This is a genomic window from Flavobacterium beibuense F44-8 (assembly GCF_000769915.1).
In the GTDB taxonomy this organism is placed as follows: Bacteria; Bacteroidota; Bacteroidia; order Flavobacteriales; family Flavobacteriaceae; genus Flavobacterium; species Flavobacterium beibuense.
Map to the genome: position 1 here is coordinate 116,806 of NZ_JRLV01000001.1, position 17,962 is coordinate 134,767.

A 17,962-nucleotide genomic window follows, 5' to 3' on the forward strand; every position below is an offset into this window, starting at 1 on the left:
ATTTACACTATGAGACAGATTACTGATACTATATTGATGATACGTCCGGTTGCTTTCAGGATGAATGAGCAAACCGCGGTAAATAACTATTACCAAAAGGTGATGGATAACCTTTTGCCGGATACGGTAAACGCTAAAGCACAGCAGGAGTTTGATGCTTTTGTAGATAAGCTTAGAGCTGTTGGGGTAAATGTTGTTGTTGTGGATGATACAGTGAACCCTGATACTCCCGATTCGATATTTCCTAACAACTGGGTATCATTCCATGAAAATGGGGATGTGGCGCTTTATCCAATGTTTGCTGAAAACAGACGTTTAGAAAGAAGAGAAGATATACTTGATCTTTTGGAAGAGAAAGGTTTTCCTATTGAGAATATAGTAGATTATACATCGGCAGAGGAAGATGATATTTTCCTTGAAGGTACAGGAAGTATAGTGCTTGACAGGCAAAACCAAAAAGCTTACTGTGCGCTGTCTCCAAGGGCGGAAGAAGAGCTGTTTATTGAGTTTTGTGAAGACTTTGAGTATACTCCGGTTATATTTGAGGCATTCCAAACAGTAAACGGTGAGCGTAAACACATTTATCATACTAATGTTATGATGTGTGTAGCCGAAACTTTTGCAGTTATTTGTGCTGACTGTATTGATGACAAGAAAGAGCGTAAAATGGTGCTGGATAACCTTAAGTCAGACGGGAAAGAAGTTATTCTTTTAACAGAGCAGCAACTAAACCATTTTGCAGGAAATATGTTACAGGTTAGAGGCAATAATAATAAGAGTTATCTCGTTATGAGTGCTTCGGCTCATCAGGTTTTAACAAAAGACCAGATTGCAAAAATTGAAAAACATACAGAGATTTTAAGTTCAAGCTTAGATACTATTGAGGCCTGTGGTGGCGGAAGTGCCCGTTGTATGATGGCCGAGGTGTTTTTAACTAAAGAATAAATATGCTGTCTAAAAAAACAAAATACGGATTAAAGGCTCTTATCTACATTGCGAAGCATTCGGGTACAGAGCCTGTCCTTATTTCCGAAATTTCGGATAACGAGCGTATACCTAAAAAATTTCTTGAGGCTATATTGCTTGATTTGAAAAAACACGGAATATTAGGGTCCAAAAAAGGAAAGGGTGGAGGATACTATCTTCTAAAAGACCCCAACGAAATTACAGCTGCTACACTTATCAGGGTATTAGACGGACCTCTTGCTATGTTACCTTGTGTTAGCCTTAATTACTACGAAAAATGTGATGATTGTCCTGATGAAGCAAAATGTAACCTGAATAAATTTATGGCTCAGGTAAGGGACAATACCCTAAGTTTACTGCAGCAAAAGTCCTTATATGACTTAGCGAAATTATAACAATAAAAAAATTTTTGTTATTAGTCTAGTATTTCTATAGACTAATAGTATATTTGTCCTGAAATTAAAGATATTACAATATGTTGTTTGATTTGATAAGGGCTAAAAAAATCTTTCCGCTAAAGGAGGGGCCAAGGGTTTCGGCTATAAAGGCTATTACCTGGCGTATAGTAGGAACAATCGATACTATGATTATTTCCTATATACTGACTGGAGATATTACAATTGCATTTTCAATAGGAAGTGTAGAGGTAATGTCTAAAATGTTCCTTTACTTTTTACACGAAAGAGCTTGGGTCAAATTAACCAGAAAGAATGATGAAAATGGAGAAGTTAAAGTATCTGAATAAAGAGTTACAGGGTAAAACTATACAGGATGCCCTGGCATTTGTTTTGGAGAATTTTGAAGGTAAAAAAGTCTTCTCTACATCATTTGGTATAGAAGACCAGCTGCTAACGCATTATGTTGCCCCACATTTTGAGAAGCTTTCGGTATTTACATTAGATACCGGCAGGCAGTTTAATGAAACGTATGAAGTGTTTCATAAAACCCAGAAAAAATATCCTGATTTGCATATTGAAACTTTTTTCCCTGAGGAGAAAGATATAATGCAATATGTAGCTGCTAACGGTATAAACGGGTTTTACGACAGTATAGAGAAAAGAAAGTCGTGTTGTTACATGCGTAAAGTAAAGCCGTTGCAAAGGGCTATTAAGGGAGCCGGCTTATGGATAACAGGATTACGAGCCGAACAGTCTCAAAACAGAGAGAGTATGGAGTTTTTAGAATGGGACGAGGCTAACCAGTTGGTAAAATACAATCCGTTATTGCATTATTCCCTTAAACAGGTAGAAGAGGAAATAAACGAATATAAAGTTCCTGTGAACAGTTTGTACAAAAAAGGTTTTTTAAGCATTGGTTGTGCACCATGTACCAGAGCCCTGGCTGAAGGCGAAGATTTCAGAGCCGGACGCTGGTGGTGGGAAAACGGAAAAAAAGAGTGCGGACTACATATTCATCAGGATAAAAATTATTAATCATGACATATATACAATCACATCTTAAGACATTAGAAGATGAAAGTATTTACATAATAAGGGAGGTGGTATCTCAGTTTCAAAAACCGGTACTGCTTTTCTCAGGAGGTAAAGACTCCATAACACTTGCACGGTTGGCTCAAAAAGCTTTTTATCCGGCAAAAATACCATTCCCGTTCCTGCATATTGATACAGGGCATAACTTCCCGGAAACTATTGAGTTTAGGGATAAGTTAGTAAAGGAGCTGGGAGTAGAACTTATTGTACGCTATGTACAAGATAGTATAGACCAGAAAAAGGTTCAGGAAGAAACCGGTAAGTATGCCAGTCGTAATTCCCTACAAACGGTAACGTTACTGGATGCTATTGAGGAGTTTGGTTTTGATGCCTGTATGGGTGGTGCAAGGCGTGATGAGGAGAAGTCACGCGCTAAAGAACGTATCTTCTCTGTGAGAGATGATTTTGGTCAGTGGGATTCAAAAAAGCAACGTCCGGAACTGTTTAATATCCTTAATGGTAAAATTCATTTTGGAGAAAATGTAAGGGCATTTCCTATAAGCAACTGGACAGAGGAAGATGTATGGAATTATATCGCTCAGGAAGGTGTTGGCCTGCCAAGTATATATTTTGCCCATAAGCGTAAACTGGTTAAAAGAGACGGGGCTTTCCTTGCGCATTCTGACTATCTTAATCTGGTAGATACCGATGAGATTGTTGAAACAACAGTACGTTTCAGAACAGTAGGAGATATGACCTGTACGGCAGCATTTGTATCTGAAGCCAATACGATACCGGATATTATGTTTGAAAATAAATCTTCCAAATCATCAGAACGTGGTGCAAGAATAGACGATAAACGATCTGAGGCAGCATTAGAACAAAGAAAGAAAGGAGGGTATTTTTAATTATGGATTTACTTAGAATTAATACTGCCGGAAGTGTAGACGATGGCAAGAGTACGCTTATTGGACGTTTTTTGAACGACAGTAATGCACTTACTATAGAACAGGAAGAATTAATAGAAAGAAAAACCAGAGAGAAAGGTCTTGAGGATCTTGACTTTTCGGTTATTACAGATGGCCTTATTGCAGAAAGAGAGCAGGGTATCACTATTGATGTAGCCCATATTTACTTCTCTTCACAGAAGCGAAAGTTTATCATAGCCGATAGCCCGGGGCATGTAGAGTATACCCGTAACATGGTTACCGGGGCGTCAAACTCTGAGGTTTCAATTATACTTATTGATTCAAGGAAAGGACTACTGGAACAAACCTACAGGCATTACTTTATTAGTAATCTGTTGCGCTTAAAAACAGTAGTGCTATGTATCAATAAAATGGATTTGGTAGATTATAGTGAAGATGTTTACCTTACTATTGCTGCCGAGATCAATAAAATGACATCGAGGTTTGGCTACAAGCCTGATATTCATATACTGCCTATAAGTTCACTTAAGGGAGATAATGTTGTACATCATTCTGATAATATGCCCTGGTATAGCGGGCACACCCTATCGGAAGTGCTGCATAACATTAAACCGGGTGAGGCCGAAGTGGCCGATTTTAGGTTTGATGTACAGCAGGTACTACATGTGCAGAATAAAGAGTTTACAGACTACAGGGCTTATGCCGGTAGGGTAGTTAGCGGAAGTGTATCGGTAGGAGATGAGGTTACTATATTACCGTCCGGTATAAAAAGCGAAGTAGTAGAACTTCGTAGGTTTACTAATACCCAACAGGAGGCGAAAACAGGTGAGTCAATTCAGTTAAGGCTTAAGGATGATGTGGATGTAAGTCGCGGGATGATACTGGTTAAAAATGAAGAAGATTGTTTATTGTCAAAAGAAATAAGTGCAAAACTGGTTTGGCTTGATGAGAAGCAGTCGGTACCGGGTGGTAGATATTTACTGCAGGCAGGTACTAGGGTAGTGCAATGTAAACTTCAACAGATTGAAGCGGTTATCCCGCCGGAAAATCCTGAAGAATTACACGATGCGACAAACCTCAAACTTAATGATATTGCTAAAGTGGCTATAAAAACAGCTGCTCCGGCTTTTCTTGATGCTTTTGAAAATAACAGGCTTAATGGTGCCTTTATTTTAATAGATCCGCAAACTAACAACACCGTTGGAGTTGGTTTTTCGGATTAAGAGTCTTTATAAATAAGTAGCCCCGCAATTGCGGGGCTTTTTTTATTTTAGTGATATTGTACTCAGTATATTTACTACCGAACTGCTTATGTATTGTATACCTATGGCGATTACTATAAAACCTATTATTCTTGATATAGCTACAATACCCGATGCTCCCAGTATTCTGGAAAGGTAATGAGCACTTCGCATCACTAAAAATATAACTACGGCAACTGCTGCTATAGCTACACAGGTAATAACCTTTTGTGATATTTCTGGAGAATCCTGATACAGTGCTATAAGTAGTGACATAGATCCAGGACCGGCAAGCATAGGAATTGCTAATGGGGTAAGGGCGATGTCATTTCTTTTTTGAGCATCGTTTGCTACTTTTTTATTTACACCTCTTGTTTTACTGAACTTTCCTGTTAACAGTGCAAACCCCGAATTCACAATGATAAGTCCTCCTGCAATACGAAGGGCATCTATACTAATTCCAAAAAAGGCAAGAATATACTGCCCTATAAAGAAGGAGATAATAAGTATGATAAAAACGTTAATGGCTGTCCAGAAAGAAATACGCGAACGCTCGACTATTGAGTCATCCTGAGTTAGTCCAACAAAAATAGGTACTGCTCCAAGCGGGTTGATTACTGAAAAGAGTGCGGCAAAAATGTAAATGAATAATTCCATGAAAGGTTGTTTGTTTTATTTCAGGGTAAATTTAATAAGAAAATATGGGCTTTGCGAAGCCATGTATTTATTATAGCATTAATAATTTCGTTATTTTTAATGCCAAAACCACGCTATGAGAACAAAAATATTACCATTTATTATACTGCTTTTAATGCAGATTCCGGTTATGGCCCAGAGTGTTTCGGGTTATGTCTATGATGCTGCCGGAGATTTTCCGCTTGAAGGAGCTTTCGTTTATCTTGATGGTACTACCTACTCAGCCAGTACTGATTCTGAAGGTGCTTTTACCATAAATGTAGGTCAGCAGTTATCTGCAGCTTTAGTAGTAAAGTATATAGGATACCAGACTGCAATAATACAGAATCCGTTTTCTTACGAAACTAAAATAAAGGTGACTTTAAAAGAAGATACCATTAAAATGGATGAACTCGTAATTAGTGGTGAAACGGTTTTTAGCAGAAAGGAAATGCTTGCCGTTTTCAGGGACCAGTTTTTAGGGAAAACCAAAGCGGGGAATTCCTGTAAAATACTTAATGAGGATGATATAAGGCTTTATTATGAGGTTGCTACAAATACGCTAAGAGCAGAATCGGATAAGCCCATTCGTATTCAGAATAAAAGATTAAAGTATAATGTGGAGTTTGATTTGGTAGATTTTCAGGTGCATTACACAAAGAAGACACTTTCACCGTTTTCAATGCAAACCAGTTATTATGCCGGGACAAGTTTTTTTAAGGATGTGTCTGAAAAGGAGAATATCAAGAAAAAAAGAGATGAGGTTTATAGGGGCTCATTACTGCATTTTATGCGTACCATAGCAAGTAACAGATGGACTGAAGAACATTATGGTTTGTTTGTGGAAAGTATGCCTGTTAATCCTGCTGATTATTTTAAGGTAACCGATACTCTTGATTATAAAAAAGTAACCTGTTTAAAAACTACAGTAAAAATACTGGAAAGGCATGTAAGTGTAAGGATGACAGGAATGAGTAGCAGTGAAGCGGAAAAAGCTTTACAAGCTCCCAAAGAAAGAAAAATACGGTTTGCTGTTTTGCAGGATCAGGTAAACCAGTCGTTTTTTGAATTGAATGCAGATCATTTTTATATAGGTGAAAACGGACTGTTCTGGCCAATATCCAGTATTATTTTTGGAGGGTATTTCGGTGAACTGAAAGTGGGTGACATGCTACCGGCAGATTATACTTACACTGCTGATTAATGCGGTATGTTATCGTTTGGCTAAAACCATATGAATAAAGGTATTCTTTGCGTACTTTTGGTATAAAAGTTATTGTTATGAAAACAGAAAAGAAAACACTTGTTATGGGAGCTTCCGTTAATCCCGACAGGTATGCTTACAGGGCGGTAAAAATGCTGCAACAGCATGGTCATCCTGTAGTAGCTATAGGAAAAAAGGAAGATAATCTTGACGGGTTACATATAGAAAAAGAACTCGTGGATTTTGACGGGGTAGATACCGTTACACTATATCTTAACCCGATGAATCAGCAAAAATACTATGACTATATTATTGGGTTAAAACCTAAAAGAGTGGTGTTTAACCCCGGTACAGAAAACCCCGAATTTTATGCACTGCTTAAAGAGAATAATATTGAGGTAGAGGTTGCCTGCACTCTTGTTATGCTGTCGCTGGGGAACTACTAGGTTCAGCTTTTTTACTTATGCATAGTAATAGTATAAATGTAATTAGCCCGTTTATAATTATCAGTTCGTTGTCAAACACATAGTTGCCAAACAGCAATTTTGAATTCATACTAAGCAGTAAGGTTATAAATGGCGAGGCGATGCATACTAGAGGTGTAAGTTTATCTTTTAATGTAAGCTTCTTCATGATAAGGCCAAAGGCATACAGGCCAAGTAACGGACCATAAGTATAAGAAGCAATCCTGAATATCATACTTACTACAGAGGCATCATTAATAGCATTAAATACTATAATAACCAAAAACATAAGGAAGGAGAATGAGATATGTACCCAGTGTCTTGTTCGTACTATATTAGGCTTGTTAGCATTTTCTGTTTTATCCATGCCCAGAAAGTCGACGCAAAAAGAGGTGGTAAGTGCTGTTAAAGCCGAATCGGTAGTGGCAAATGTGGCTGCCGTAAGCCCAAGCAGGAAAATTACTGAAGGAACCAGTGACAGATGATGGAAAGCAATTTCAGGAAAAAGCAAATCGGTTCTTGGTATGCCGTTAACAGTAGGTACACTTAATCCGTTTTTATTGGCATAAATATATAGCAGAGCTCCAACTCCAAGGAAGAAAAGGTTAATCACAACAAAAATACCTGTAAAGGTAAACATGTTTTTTTGGGCTTCACCAATGTTCTTGCAGCTCAGGTTTTTCTGCATAAGATCCTGATCGAGTCCAACCATGGCTATGGTAACAAATATTCCGCCTAAAATCTGTTTGATAAAATGGTAACGGCTGGTAATGAAATCTTCAAAAAAGAATATTTTGGAATAATTACTTTGCTTAACGGTTTCAAAAGCTTCTGGTAGGCTAAGCTCTAAACTGTCGCATATAAAATATATGGTAAAGAATACCGATGAAACTATAAAAAAGGTCTGTAGCGTATCGGTAATAATAATGGTTTTCAATCCGCCTTTATAAGTGTAAGCAAAAATTAATAGTAGGGATATTAATACTGTTGCCCAAAACGGAACCCCAAAGGCGTCAAACACATAACGTTGCAATACAATAACTACTAAGTATAACCTAAACGCCGAGCCGATCGTTCGACTTATCAGAAAAATCATTGCTGCCGTTTTATAGCTATACTGGCCCAGTCGCTTTTCTATGTAACCATAAATAGATGTAAGATTTAGCCTGTAATAGAGGGGGAGTAATACTTTTGCAATAAGTATAAATCCTATTGCATTACCCAGTACAAACTGAAAGTATTTAAACTGTTCTCCGTTTGGTGAGCCTACCTCTCCGGGAACTGATATGAAGGTAACTCCCGAAAGGGCAGTGCCTATCATACCAAATGCAACCAGATACCATTTTGAGTTTTTATTGGCTTTAAAAAAGGCATCGTTACCGCTGTCTTTATTACTTACCAGCCTTGATATGGCTATTAATACTCCAAAGTATACTATTATTATGGATAAGATGGTTATTGGTTGCATAGAATTAGTTTATATACAAAACAAATAAAAAATATTACAATATACTCACAATTTACAGGTTTTGTACATTTGCATTTATGGAAATGTCTTCAAAATTATTGGAAAGGGCAGTGGCTGAAATTTCTCAGTTACCGGGTATAGGAAAACGTACAGCCTTAAGGCTGGCATTACATTTATTAAAACAACCGAAGGAACAGACAGAACACTTAACGGATGCTATATTAAAAATGCGTGATGATATTCAGTTTTGCAGGGAATGCCATAACATATCTGATGTGGAGGTATGCGAGATTTGCAGTAACCTTTCCAGAGATAAATCGATAGTTTGTGTTGTAGAGGACATAAGGGATGTAATGGCTATAGAGAATACCGGACTCTTTAAGGGTATATACCATGTTTTGGGAGGGAAGATATCTCCGATAGATGGTGTAGGGCCTAGCCAGCTCAATATACCCACACTGGTAGAAAAGGTGAAAAACGGTACGGCAAAAGAACTTATTTTTGCTCTTAGCTCTACTATGGAAGGGGATACTACTAACTTTTATATCTATAAACAGATAAAAGATTGTGATGTGGTGCTTTCGGCTATAGCCAGAGGTATATCTGTAGGTGATGAACTGGAGTTTGCCGATGAGGTTACTTTAGGGAGAAGTATTATCCACAGGGTGCCTTTTGAAAATAGTCTAAAAAATCACTAAGCCTATTTTTTCTTTTTCTTATTACCGGATGACTGACTAGGGAAACCACGTGAAGAGAATTTGCGGGTTTCTACACGTTTTTCTTTAATGTTCAGGTTAAATTTAACCTCTGCAATAGTGTCTGGTATTGCTTGGATATTCCTGTTGTTGTGTTCTATATCAACATATTCTGACACATCTGATTTCTCAATGGTAATGGTGTAGTATCCTTTAGGGACGTATAGCACAAAGTTACCTGCGTCGTCAGTTCTTGACTGGAATATATTTCCGGTATCATCTACAGCGATAATAGACAATCCGCCAAGTTTTTTGGTTATCTCATAACTTCTTTCCGTTTGGGTGTAGGATACAGAGCCTTTAATAGTTGAGGTTTTAGTAAGTCCAATGGATAGCTGAGTATCCTGGATAATATTTACAGTACGGCTGTAGGCATGCCATTCGTTTGAGTTTACAGGGCGTATTTCATAATCTCCCGGTGGTAGTGACCTGTATTTTATTATACCCTGATTGTTTGTTCTAAAGGCCTTTCCGCTAATTATGATAAGCTGGTTAGCTGCCGGACTATTTTCTGTTCCTTTACCGTCGTTTTCATAATATACATATATCTCAAGATCACTTTTAGAGCTGTCTATTCTAATTGGTCTGAACTGTTTAGTTAACCCCACCTGAAATGAATTTAAAGAATATGGGTTGTTTGAAATATCACTGTAATATCCGTTAACAAACAAGCTAAAGTCCGGAGATATTTTATAATCGGCTCTTCCGCTAAACTGAGTAATACGATTGTTAATGGTATTTGATGCAAATGTAGCACCGGTATATAAAATCAGTTTGTTGTCAAAAAACTTTAATACAGCACTTGGATTAACCATTATATTGTAAAAAGTTTTATTGGGATTTGTTTGGTAATTAGCAATTGCTTCGCCCAGATTAAAACTGTTATACTGATAGGTAGTAAGCAGATTTAAGAATTTCCACGAATATATTAGGTTTGCCTTTATATGGAATTGTGAAGGCTGATTTTCGATGTTGGTTTTAAAGCTACCGCCATCAACAATAAGGTTTACTGTTGATATATGATTACTATAGTTAAGACCTATATTCATACGGTAAGCATCCATGCTACGGGTTTGTGAACCACCTATATAAAGGGGCTCGTCACGCTTTTCGGAATATATGTTAGGTGATACAGATAATGTAATGTTAGAAAACCTTCTGGACGCACCTATATTGTAACGTGCCGTAGTAAATAAAGTTGAGTATAAAACCTGTTCGGTTAATGATTTTGGTTTAACCGACATATAATTGTAAACGGCCCACAGGTTGTATTTTTCCCTCGTCCAGTTTACACGTTCGTTAAAGTTTAAAACTCCTCTTTTAACTCCTGCGTAATAGCCATTACTTACAAAGTTAGTACTGCTGTAATAAAGGTTGCCCTGTTTACCTACGGCAACTATTTCTCCGGCAGCTCCGGCTTTGTTTGTGTTTGCAGCTTCATAGTTAGCATTGCTTAGGCCACCACCTGCCCTAAGAGAGAAGTTTTGTTTTTTTAGAACACTGAATTTTGAAGTTGCCAAAAGGCTGTTTATACCGGTAAACTTATCGTGGTCGTATATAAGGTTGCTTTCAAAACCTTTTTCTAACCATCCTCCGTTGTGAAAATAAGATGCCCAGGCAGAAGTTCCTCCGGAAGGATTGGAATAGTCGGCCAGATTGTACGACTTATCTATCCCCCCAACTTCAATCTTACTATCCTTAGATGTAGTATAGTACGCCTGGGCACCCCGCCCCACTAAGTTAATATCTGCAAATTTAGATACGTTACCTGCCTGTATGCCAAAATTATTATTTTTATATCCCAGCCATGTATTTCTTAAAAAGAGCTGGTTGGAATTAGTCCATAAATTGGCATCTATGTTTGTGTATATTTTACTGTCGTTTAGCTGAGCTTCTGCATTTGCATACAAATAATAAGCACTTGCATTACTGCTGTTTTCCAAATGACTTACAGTTATCTGATTCGTTTGGTTAAACGTTTGTGCATAGTCAGGGTTAAACTGTGTAGTATAGCGTCTGTCCTGTTTAATAGAGCTGGCACGTATGTTTGCTATACCAATAATATCACCGCTTTGATATAATGAGGTGATAGTCAGGTTAAAATCTTCCTGAGCCAGTATTTGTTTGGTCACCTGTTTTTTCAGGTATACCAAAGTATCTGTAAAGGCACTGATTTTTATACTTGTGGTTTCCATCATATCCTTAGCTATAAAGTTAGGATATCGGGTAACTATATCTATTTTCTGTTCGGTATTACCATCATTTGAAATACGTATAGGTATTGTTAATGTATCACCTACGTTTTCATAAATAAGGTTCGTTTCTAATAGAAACATTTTTACCAGTTTTCTTTCGGTTATTATAGCAGGAAGGATTACTGATTTTGTATTGTTCTTATTTGTTGTAAAAACAGCTTCTATAGAAGGTTTGTTTCCGGCCTTTGCTGTTCTTGATATAATTGCCTTTACAGGGATAAAAACCGAATCGTTTGGATTTAGGTTTACTGTTTTTGGTTTGCGTTGTACCAGGTAGAGGTCTTCGTGGTTACTGTGAACGTCAAACTCTCCTGTTAAGTTATTGTTTGTGTTATTTTTAATTTTTACAAAAGCATCTATTACGCCTGTGTTTTTTGAGTCGGGGTTTTGTCGGGCAAATTCAATAGAAAATTCACTTTCCTGAGCGTGAGATAGCTTCCCAACTGTCAAAAAAGCAATAACTGTAATATATTTAAAAATGCCCTGCATTATAACCCTTAGTTTGGTACAATTACAAAGTACACGTATGTTGTGTAAGTTCCCGGTGTTGCCGAAAGATCAAGTGCGTTTGGAGGTATAAAGAATCTTAAATTGAACTCGATACTTTGTACGTATTGTGACCTTATGGCTATTACCTGATCACTAGCCGAAAGGCTTATGGGTGAGTATATGGTTAATCCGGGAATATTTTCGTTTGTACTCAGTTCTACATTCAATATAGATACCGGTATGGTAGACGAGGTTGTGGCCGATGTCATCTCGTTAGCCGATGCCTTTACATTAAGCTGATAATTAGTTGGAGAGGTTACTTTTAGACCTTTAATAACCTGTTGTGAAACTCCGTTTGTGTAACTCTCGGCAGTATTATATTGTAGATTGAAAATGTTAGCTCCGTTTTGTAAGCTAACATTCTGCTGACCGTTGTTTCCCTGATAATTTAGTTGTAAACGTGCACTACTGTTTGTTGATTCTGTTCTTGTGGCAATAAGCTCTTCGGTTCCGTTGTTTTTTATTTTGTATAGTTTGTATTCGTATGCAGAATAGTAAGTTCCGTTAGGGTTTACAAGTAGATGATTTCCTCCTTGTATAACAAGGTTAAATCTAAACACCCTATTTACGGTTCCGGTTAACGGAACATTGCTGTGTATTAGCGTTATTTCGTTAAAGGTACTTAACTGAAAAGCTTGTGAGGAAACATTTATAAGAGAACTGTTTGACGAGTTATTGTTTTGTTGTTGGTTAAATTGAAGTGAACTATATTGTGCTCCAATAGTGTAAGAGTCGTGAGTGTAATCCTGAATTAATCTTACCGTTAATTTCCATTCGTTTACATTATTTGGCCCACTATATTTCTGGATGTTAACGGTAGACTGGTTTATTTCCGTTTTTCCGTTTACCATTTCGTTATAAGTGGTCATTTGTGGTTGTCCGCCTGCCCATGAGTTAAGCGTGATTTGTGCCTTACCCTGAAGGAAAGTTAACAATAATAATATAAGGGTTGTTTTTGCAGTTTTCATTACAGGCTAAATTCGAGTTCTGCTATTTTTATGACATCTTTTTCTCCATAAGTCAAAATTGCCGATACAGTATAATCGCCTTTAGGCAAGTCTTCCGGCAATATTTGCTTTAATGATCGTATGTTACCCGGTAGAGTATAGAATTCAGATTCTTTTAATACTGTTTTTTTACCGGTACTGTTATTGAATAGTTCCCATTTAACTGTACCGTCGGCCCATATTTTACTTTGGTTTTCAACCTTAAGCTCAAGGATTTTATTTTCCTGCTCATCGGCATAGCTTAAAAAATCCACAAAGTCTATAAGTGCTTCACTCTCTTTATTAAATGTATGGTATATTTTTACGCCCATCCTAACGGTAACCTGTATTGAAGCTCCGTTTTTGTCAGTTGTTTTTCCAGGATTAAGTTGGGTGAAAAATATCATTGAATTGTGTACAGGGATGCTTTCATCGGCATCCTGAGGTACTTTTAAGATAATTTCAATTTCTTTAGTTTCTCCCGGTTTGATAATAAAATAAGATGAAGGTAATATTTGAATCCAGTTTGAACATGAAGTTGAAATGGTATTAGCATCCAGTATTTGGTTTTTGCCATCTTCTTCATAACTCCAGTCGCTAAAAGAAGCGCCTATTTCCAGTTCCTTATTAGTAGGGTTGGTGATTTTTACAAATTGTGAGCCAGAAGCACCTTTTCCAAACTTGTAGTATAACCTGCCGGGTGTTAGTGATATTCCGGCTTGAGCAAAAACTGTATTTGCTGAAAGGAATAACATAATAGCTAAAAAGAATTTTTTCATGATTCAAGTTATTTATAACAGTAAAGTTATTGAAATTACTGAGGTACCACAGTATAAATTACATTAGTGGTGTATGTGCCCGGTTCTTTGTTTAAATAGTTACTGGTTTGTGAGGCAGGAATCGAATAAGTAACATGAAAACCTCGTGCGCTCTCACCTTCTCCGGAAGACACTATATTTGTGTTGGAGGTAGATAATGGCACAGGGCTATTTATTTGTAAACTAGCTGGTGCTGCGCTGCCTGATCCTGTTAGATCGTCACCCAGAGAAGTTGCTATCATTATGGTGTTAACCGGTAATGTAGTCATGTTTCCGTTTAACGAAAAATATTCCGTGGTAGCTCTCACATTTATCTCGTAACCATTGTTTGAGGTTACTTTAATGTGATTGGTTTGCTGACCCGATGAACTTCCGTTAATGTAATGGGCAGACAGGCCCATGTCTATGTTTACAGAGGGCTGTGTTACTTCTATACTAATTACCTGGCCGATTAAGACATTAACCTGCGTTTCGGCTGAACCGATTTGGGAGAAAGCAAAAAAGGGGCAAGATAGGAACAGAAGCAAATATAAGATTTGCGGTATTTGTTTCAATGGGGGGATTTTTCTTTGCCTTTATTGCATGCAAAATAAGTATACTGCATGTACAGAAAAGCACCAACTGTAACTTATATACAGTTGGGGCTGACTTCTAAAAACTTTCAGTATTTATTATAGCGCGTATAGCGAATAAGTCACTGTAGTAGTATATGTTCCAGCAGAGTGGTTAAGGTACTCTGAAGCGCTGTCTGAAGGAATTGAATACTCAATGTTGTAACCTCTTAGTGATTCACCAGTGTCACAAGATATAATTGTGTTTTCTGTTGAAGTACTTAAAGACTGAGCAGTAAGTGTTGGCGAAACAGAACTTTCTGAACCTGCACCAAGGTAAGAACCTAGTGTTGGAGTAACAGTAATAGTGTTGACAGGGATAGTTTCTGAACCTGAAGTAAGGTCTGAAGAAGCAATTACTTTAACTTCATACTCTCCTGTGGCACTAATTTGAACGTGATCAGCTTTTTGACCTGATGTGTTACCAGATTGGAAGTGTTCAGGGGTATTCATGTCGATGTCTACTGATGCATCAGCAACAGTAATTTCAAATGAACTTGCTAAGTTTACGTTAAGTGTTGTTTCAGCTGTGTCTTCTTGTGCGAATAGTGAGTTTGCAGATAATGCGATGATTGCAACAGATGCAACCTTGAAAAAATTAGTCATCAGTTTGTATTAATTATAGTGGGACAATTCTTAAATACCTAGGGGGGCTAAGTAATAAGGTTTACTTTTGTAAATTTTAACAGTGCAAATGTATGGAGTATGAAAGAGGTATGAGTAGTCAAAAAAATACTTTTTGCTATCATTTTAAGTTAAGTATAACATTATGCTATTATAATGTTATATATGTATGCTTTTAAGGCATTAGTATGGTATAGGTGATTAATGTAGAATACGTTCCTGTAGGTTTGTTTAAGTATTCTTCTCCTCCCGATACGTGATATTCAATATTGAATGACCTTTTAATGTCTCCGCTATTTGACAGTACAAGCGTATTGTCTGTAAGTGATAAAGTAGTAGGTGACAGGTTTATATTGCCTTGTGAATCACCTCCTATATTTCCTTGTGTTGGCGTAACTGTGACAGTCCCAATGTCAATAGTTGCTCCTTCACTGGTAAGGTTTGAAGCGGCAGAAACTCTTATTTCATAATTACTGCTGCTCATTATTTCAATATGGTCAGACTCGTTGGTAGATTTACCGTTGATATAGTCTGACGAGTTATTCAATGATATGGATACATTACTTTGGTTCTCATTTACTTTTATGCTTTGAATATCGTTTAAGTGAATATTCAGATTTGTGCTCGAGTTGCTTTGAGAGTATACTGTGTATGATACACAGTTAAAAACAACGATTAAAAGTAAAATCAACTTATTCATATATCCGCCCCTCTAAAATCAATACATTCCAAATATAGTAGATTAATGTATTGGTTGAGTTATGAGTGTATAAAGAAACGTTGAAATGAAAATAAATTCGACGAAATGCATAAATGTTACGGTAAGAGGTTGTTTTTTTGAGTTGAATACTCTCTATATTCCTTTGGTGACATGTTTACGGCTTTAGAGAAAAATCGTATAAAATTACTTGGTTCTTCAAAGTTTAATTCAAAAGCAATTTCTTTAATATTCATTGGACTATGTAGTAGTAATCTTTTGGCTTCCAGTATGGTTTGCTCGGTTATAAGTTTTTTTGGAGATTGTCCGTAAATGTTTTTACAGGCATCTGTAAGTTTTTTTACAGATGTGTTTAGCTGTTCGGTATAAAACCTTAATTGTTTCTGTTTTTTAAAGTTTTCTTTTATGAGTTGTCTGTAATTATGTACCAGTTCGTTCTCCGGATTTGTAATTTGATTAAAGCTTTCGGGAGTATGGGAGTGTGCTTTTTCGTGGCAATACAGTAGTAATCTCTCAATACTGTTGTGTGCAATCATGTATTCGATTTCATTATATGGTTGCGAGCATTGTTCTGAAAGGTTTTTATAATGTTGTTCAATGCTTATTTGAGTGGCATTGTCGAGTTTGAATTTGTATAGTTTTTTCGAGTTATCAAAAAAGTAACAGCTGTTAATAAAGTTGATGTCTGTTTCATGTCGGCAATAAAAGCTTTCCTCAAAACGAAGTACTAATACTTCAAAGGTGGAAGGGTTTTCTATTTTAAAAACCTGGTTGATACCTATAAAAGCACATTCCCCTTTTTTTATTTTTATTTTATTTATGTCTATTTGTAAAAAAACTTCTCCAGATCTCACATAGAACATGGTGTAGAAATCTCCGCGACACGAATGGTTTAATATTTCGGATTGTTGTGGGGTAACATAAAAGGCATAATAACCAAACGGATGGATGTTTTTGTCTATGTGTAGTTGTTTAATCATTTTTTGAATATGTCGTGTTTTTCCAAAAATATAAAAAACATGTTCTTGGACAACTATGTGTTTGCTTTTTCGTTGTGAGTGTGTTTTTATTCTGTAATGTGTTATTATATTGTTAAACAGCTGAACAGTTTATTTTGATGATAAAAAATGATATACTTTGCGCTAGTTATTTTGTAGATAAATAATAGTGCTGTTAAAATAGTATTTTAGGGGAAAAACCCTGTAGTTTAATTTAAATGTGGTTTAAGAATATAATCTGACTATATTTGCATGAATTTTTTAACAAAAAAACCAACCAAATCAATACATGATGGAAAATACAGCAAAAGTTTTAATTACTGGTGGAGCAGGTTTTATTGGTTCTAACTTATGTGATTATTTTTTAGCTAAAAATTACAAAGTAGTTTGCTTAGATAACTTTTCTACTGGTCACAGGAAAAATATAAATCATCTTTTAGAAAATCCTGACTTTACTTTAATAGAGGGGGATATAAGGGATTTTGCTGATTGTCAAAAAGCGGTTAAAGGTGTTAGTTATGTTTTACATGAGGCTGCTTTAGGTTCTGTGCCACGTTCAATAAACGATCCTATAACCAGCAATGATGTTAATGTTAGTGGTTTTTTGAATATGCTTACAGCTTCGCGAGATGAAGGTGTAAAAAGATTTGTTTATGCTGCGAGTTCTTCTACTTATGGAGATTCTGAGTCATTGCCTAAAGTTGAGCATAAAATTGGGAAGCCTCTTTCTCCGTATGCGATTACAAAGTATGTAAATGAACTCTATGCTGATATTTTTAGTAAAACATATGGCATAGAAGTAATTGGTTTGAGGTATTTTAATGTTTTTGGCAGACGCCAGGATCCTAATGGTGCTTATGCGGCAGTCATACCAAAGTTTGTAATGCAGTTTATGAAGCATGAAAGTCCTGTTATTAATGGAGACGGTAATTATTCCAGAGATTTTACATACATAGATAATGTTATTCAAATGAATGAACTTGCTATGTTGACAAAAAAACCTGAGGCTATTAATACTGTTTACAATACAGCTTTTGGTGATAGGACAACTCTTAATGATTTAATAGGTTATCTTAAGGATTTACTGGCAGAATACGACTCAGAAATAGCTAACGTTGAAGTTGTTCACGGTCCTAATAGGGCAGGAGATATTCCTCACTCGCTTGCAAGTATAGATAAGGCTTCGGGTTTACTGGGTTACGATCCTAAGTATTCCCTTCAGGCAGGTCTTAAGGAAGCTGTGAAGTGGTATTGGGATAATTTAAAATAAT

The 17,962-nt window shown here is 36.6% G+C and carries 19 protein-coding genes; 10 read left to right on the forward strand and 9 right to left on the reverse strand.

The features are described 5' to 3' along the window. Positions 1-9: 9 nt before the first annotated feature. From ctlX to Q763_RS00560, 6 genes are all read left to right on the forward strand, one after another. On the forward strand, positions 10-945 hold the full coding sequence (gene ctlX / locus Q763_RS00535) for a citrulline utilization hydrolase CtlX (protein ID WP_035129853.1): 936 nt from the start codon (positions 10-12) through the stop codon (positions 943-945). A gap of 2 nt (positions 946-947) precedes the next feature. Further along, the gene (locus tag Q763_RS00540; RefSeq protein WP_035129856.1) at positions 948-1,361 is read left to right on the forward strand and encodes an RrF2 family transcriptional regulator; all 414 of its coding nucleotides are present in this window, start codon (positions 948-950) and stop codon (positions 1,359-1,361) included. Positions 1,362-1,441: 80 nt separating this feature from the next. Beyond that, complete coding sequence (locus Q763_RS00545) at positions 1,442-1,711, forward strand: DUF2061 domain-containing protein (protein ID WP_052123165.1); 270 nt, start codon at positions 1,442-1,444, stop codon at positions 1,709-1,711. Beyond that, entirely contained in the window at positions 1,686-2,399 is a 714-nt protein-coding gene (locus Q763_RS00550) for a phosphoadenylyl-sulfate reductase (RefSeq protein WP_394331002.1), read from the forward strand. The genes Q763_RS00545 and Q763_RS00550 overlap by 26 nt, the downstream gene beginning before the upstream one ends. 11 nt (positions 2,400-2,410) lie before the next feature. After that, a complete protein-coding gene (cysD, locus tag Q763_RS00555) occupies positions 2,411-3,304 on the forward strand; it encodes a sulfate adenylyltransferase subunit CysD (protein ID WP_035130632.1) in 894 nt (297 codons plus the stop codon). Between the two features lie 2 nt (positions 3,305-3,306). Continuing rightward, the gene (locus Q763_RS00560; protein ID WP_035129860.1) at positions 3,307-4,548 is read left to right on the forward strand and encodes a sulfate adenylyltransferase subunit 1; all 1,242 of its coding nucleotides are present in this window, start codon (positions 3,307-3,309) and stop codon (positions 4,546-4,548) included. A gap of 42 nt (positions 4,549-4,590) precedes the next feature. Here Q763_RS00560 and Q763_RS00565 read toward each other — a convergent pair whose 3' ends face one another. Next, complete coding sequence (locus Q763_RS00565; RefSeq protein WP_035129862.1) at positions 4,591-5,223, reverse strand: MarC family protein; 633 nt, start codon at positions 5,221-5,223, stop codon at positions 4,591-4,593. Positions 5,224-5,338: 115 nt separating this feature from the next. Here Q763_RS00565 and Q763_RS00570 point away from each other — a divergent pair, with 115 nt between their 5' ends. Together Q763_RS00570 and Q763_RS00575 are read left to right on the forward strand one after the other, a co-directional pair. Beyond that, on the forward strand, positions 5,339-6,445 hold the full coding sequence (locus Q763_RS00570) for a carboxypeptidase-like regulatory domain-containing protein (protein WP_035129864.1): 1,107 nt from the start codon (positions 5,339-5,341) through the stop codon (positions 6,443-6,445). Positions 6,446-6,522: 77 nt separating this feature from the next. Next, positions 6,523-6,891: a CoA-binding protein gene (locus Q763_RS00575; protein ID WP_035129867.1), complete on the forward strand. Its 369-nt coding sequence runs from the start codon at positions 6,523-6,525 to the stop codon at positions 6,889-6,891. Here Q763_RS00575 and Q763_RS00580 read toward each other — a convergent pair. Further along, on the reverse strand, positions 6,866-8,377 hold the full coding sequence (locus tag Q763_RS00580; protein WP_035129870.1) for a sodium:solute symporter: 1,512 nt from the start codon (positions 8,375-8,377) through the stop codon (positions 6,866-6,868). The genes Q763_RS00575 and Q763_RS00580 overlap by 26 nt on opposite strands. Positions 8,378-8,454: 77 nt before the next feature. Here Q763_RS00580 and recR point away from each other — a divergent pair, with 77 nt between their 5' ends. Then, positions 8,455-9,075, forward strand: coding sequence for a recombination mediator RecR (gene recR / locus Q763_RS00585; protein ID WP_035129873.1), 621 nt, complete (start codon positions 8,455-8,457; stop codon positions 9,073-9,075). Between the two features lie 2 nt (positions 9,076-9,077). On the opposite strand, the gene Q763_RS00590 is transcribed toward recR, so the two are convergent. The 7 genes from Q763_RS00590 to Q763_RS00620 form a co-directional block, all read right to left on the reverse strand. Next, positions 9,078-11,876 (reverse strand): COG1470 family protein, encoded by a 2,799-nt coding sequence (locus tag Q763_RS00590; RefSeq protein ID WP_035129876.1) that lies wholly within the window; start codon positions 11,874-11,876, stop codon positions 9,078-9,080. 8 nt (positions 11,877-11,884) lie between these two features. Further along, the gene (locus tag Q763_RS00595; RefSeq protein ID WP_035129879.1) at positions 11,885-12,904 is read right to left on the reverse strand and encodes a hypothetical protein; all 1,020 of its coding nucleotides are present in this window, start codon (positions 12,902-12,904) and stop codon (positions 11,885-11,887) included. After that, entirely contained in the window at positions 12,904-13,701 is a 798-nt protein-coding gene (locus Q763_RS00600; RefSeq protein ID WP_035129882.1) for a fimbrial biogenesis chaperone, read from the reverse strand. The genes Q763_RS00595 and Q763_RS00600 overlap by 1 nt, the downstream gene beginning before the upstream one ends. Before the next feature lie 35 nt (positions 13,702-13,736). Next, a complete protein-coding gene (locus Q763_RS00605) occupies positions 13,737-14,141 on the reverse strand; it encodes a hypothetical protein (RefSeq protein WP_157499246.1) in 405 nt (134 codons plus the stop codon). A 270-nt stretch (positions 14,142-14,411) separates the two neighbouring features. Then, entirely contained in the window at positions 14,412-14,957 is a 546-nt protein-coding gene (locus Q763_RS00610) for a hypothetical protein (RefSeq protein ID WP_035129887.1), read from the reverse strand. A gap of 193 nt (positions 14,958-15,150) precedes the next feature. Continuing rightward, on the reverse strand, positions 15,151-15,675 hold the full coding sequence (locus tag Q763_RS00615; protein WP_035129890.1) for a hypothetical protein: 525 nt from the start codon (positions 15,673-15,675) through the stop codon (positions 15,151-15,153). Positions 15,676-15,791: 116 nt separating this feature from the next. Continuing rightward, positions 15,792-16,673, reverse strand: a complete 882-nt coding sequence (locus Q763_RS00620; RefSeq protein ID WP_052123166.1) for a helix-turn-helix domain-containing protein — start codon at positions 16,671-16,673, stop codon at positions 15,792-15,794. A gap of 310 nt (positions 16,674-16,983) precedes the next feature. On the opposite strand from Q763_RS00620, the gene Q763_RS00625 reads away from it, so the two are divergent. Next, positions 16,984-17,961, forward strand: a complete 978-nt coding sequence (locus Q763_RS00625; protein WP_394331004.1) for an SDR family oxidoreductase — start codon at positions 16,984-16,986, stop codon at positions 17,959-17,961. Position 17,962: the final 1 nt, after the last annotated feature.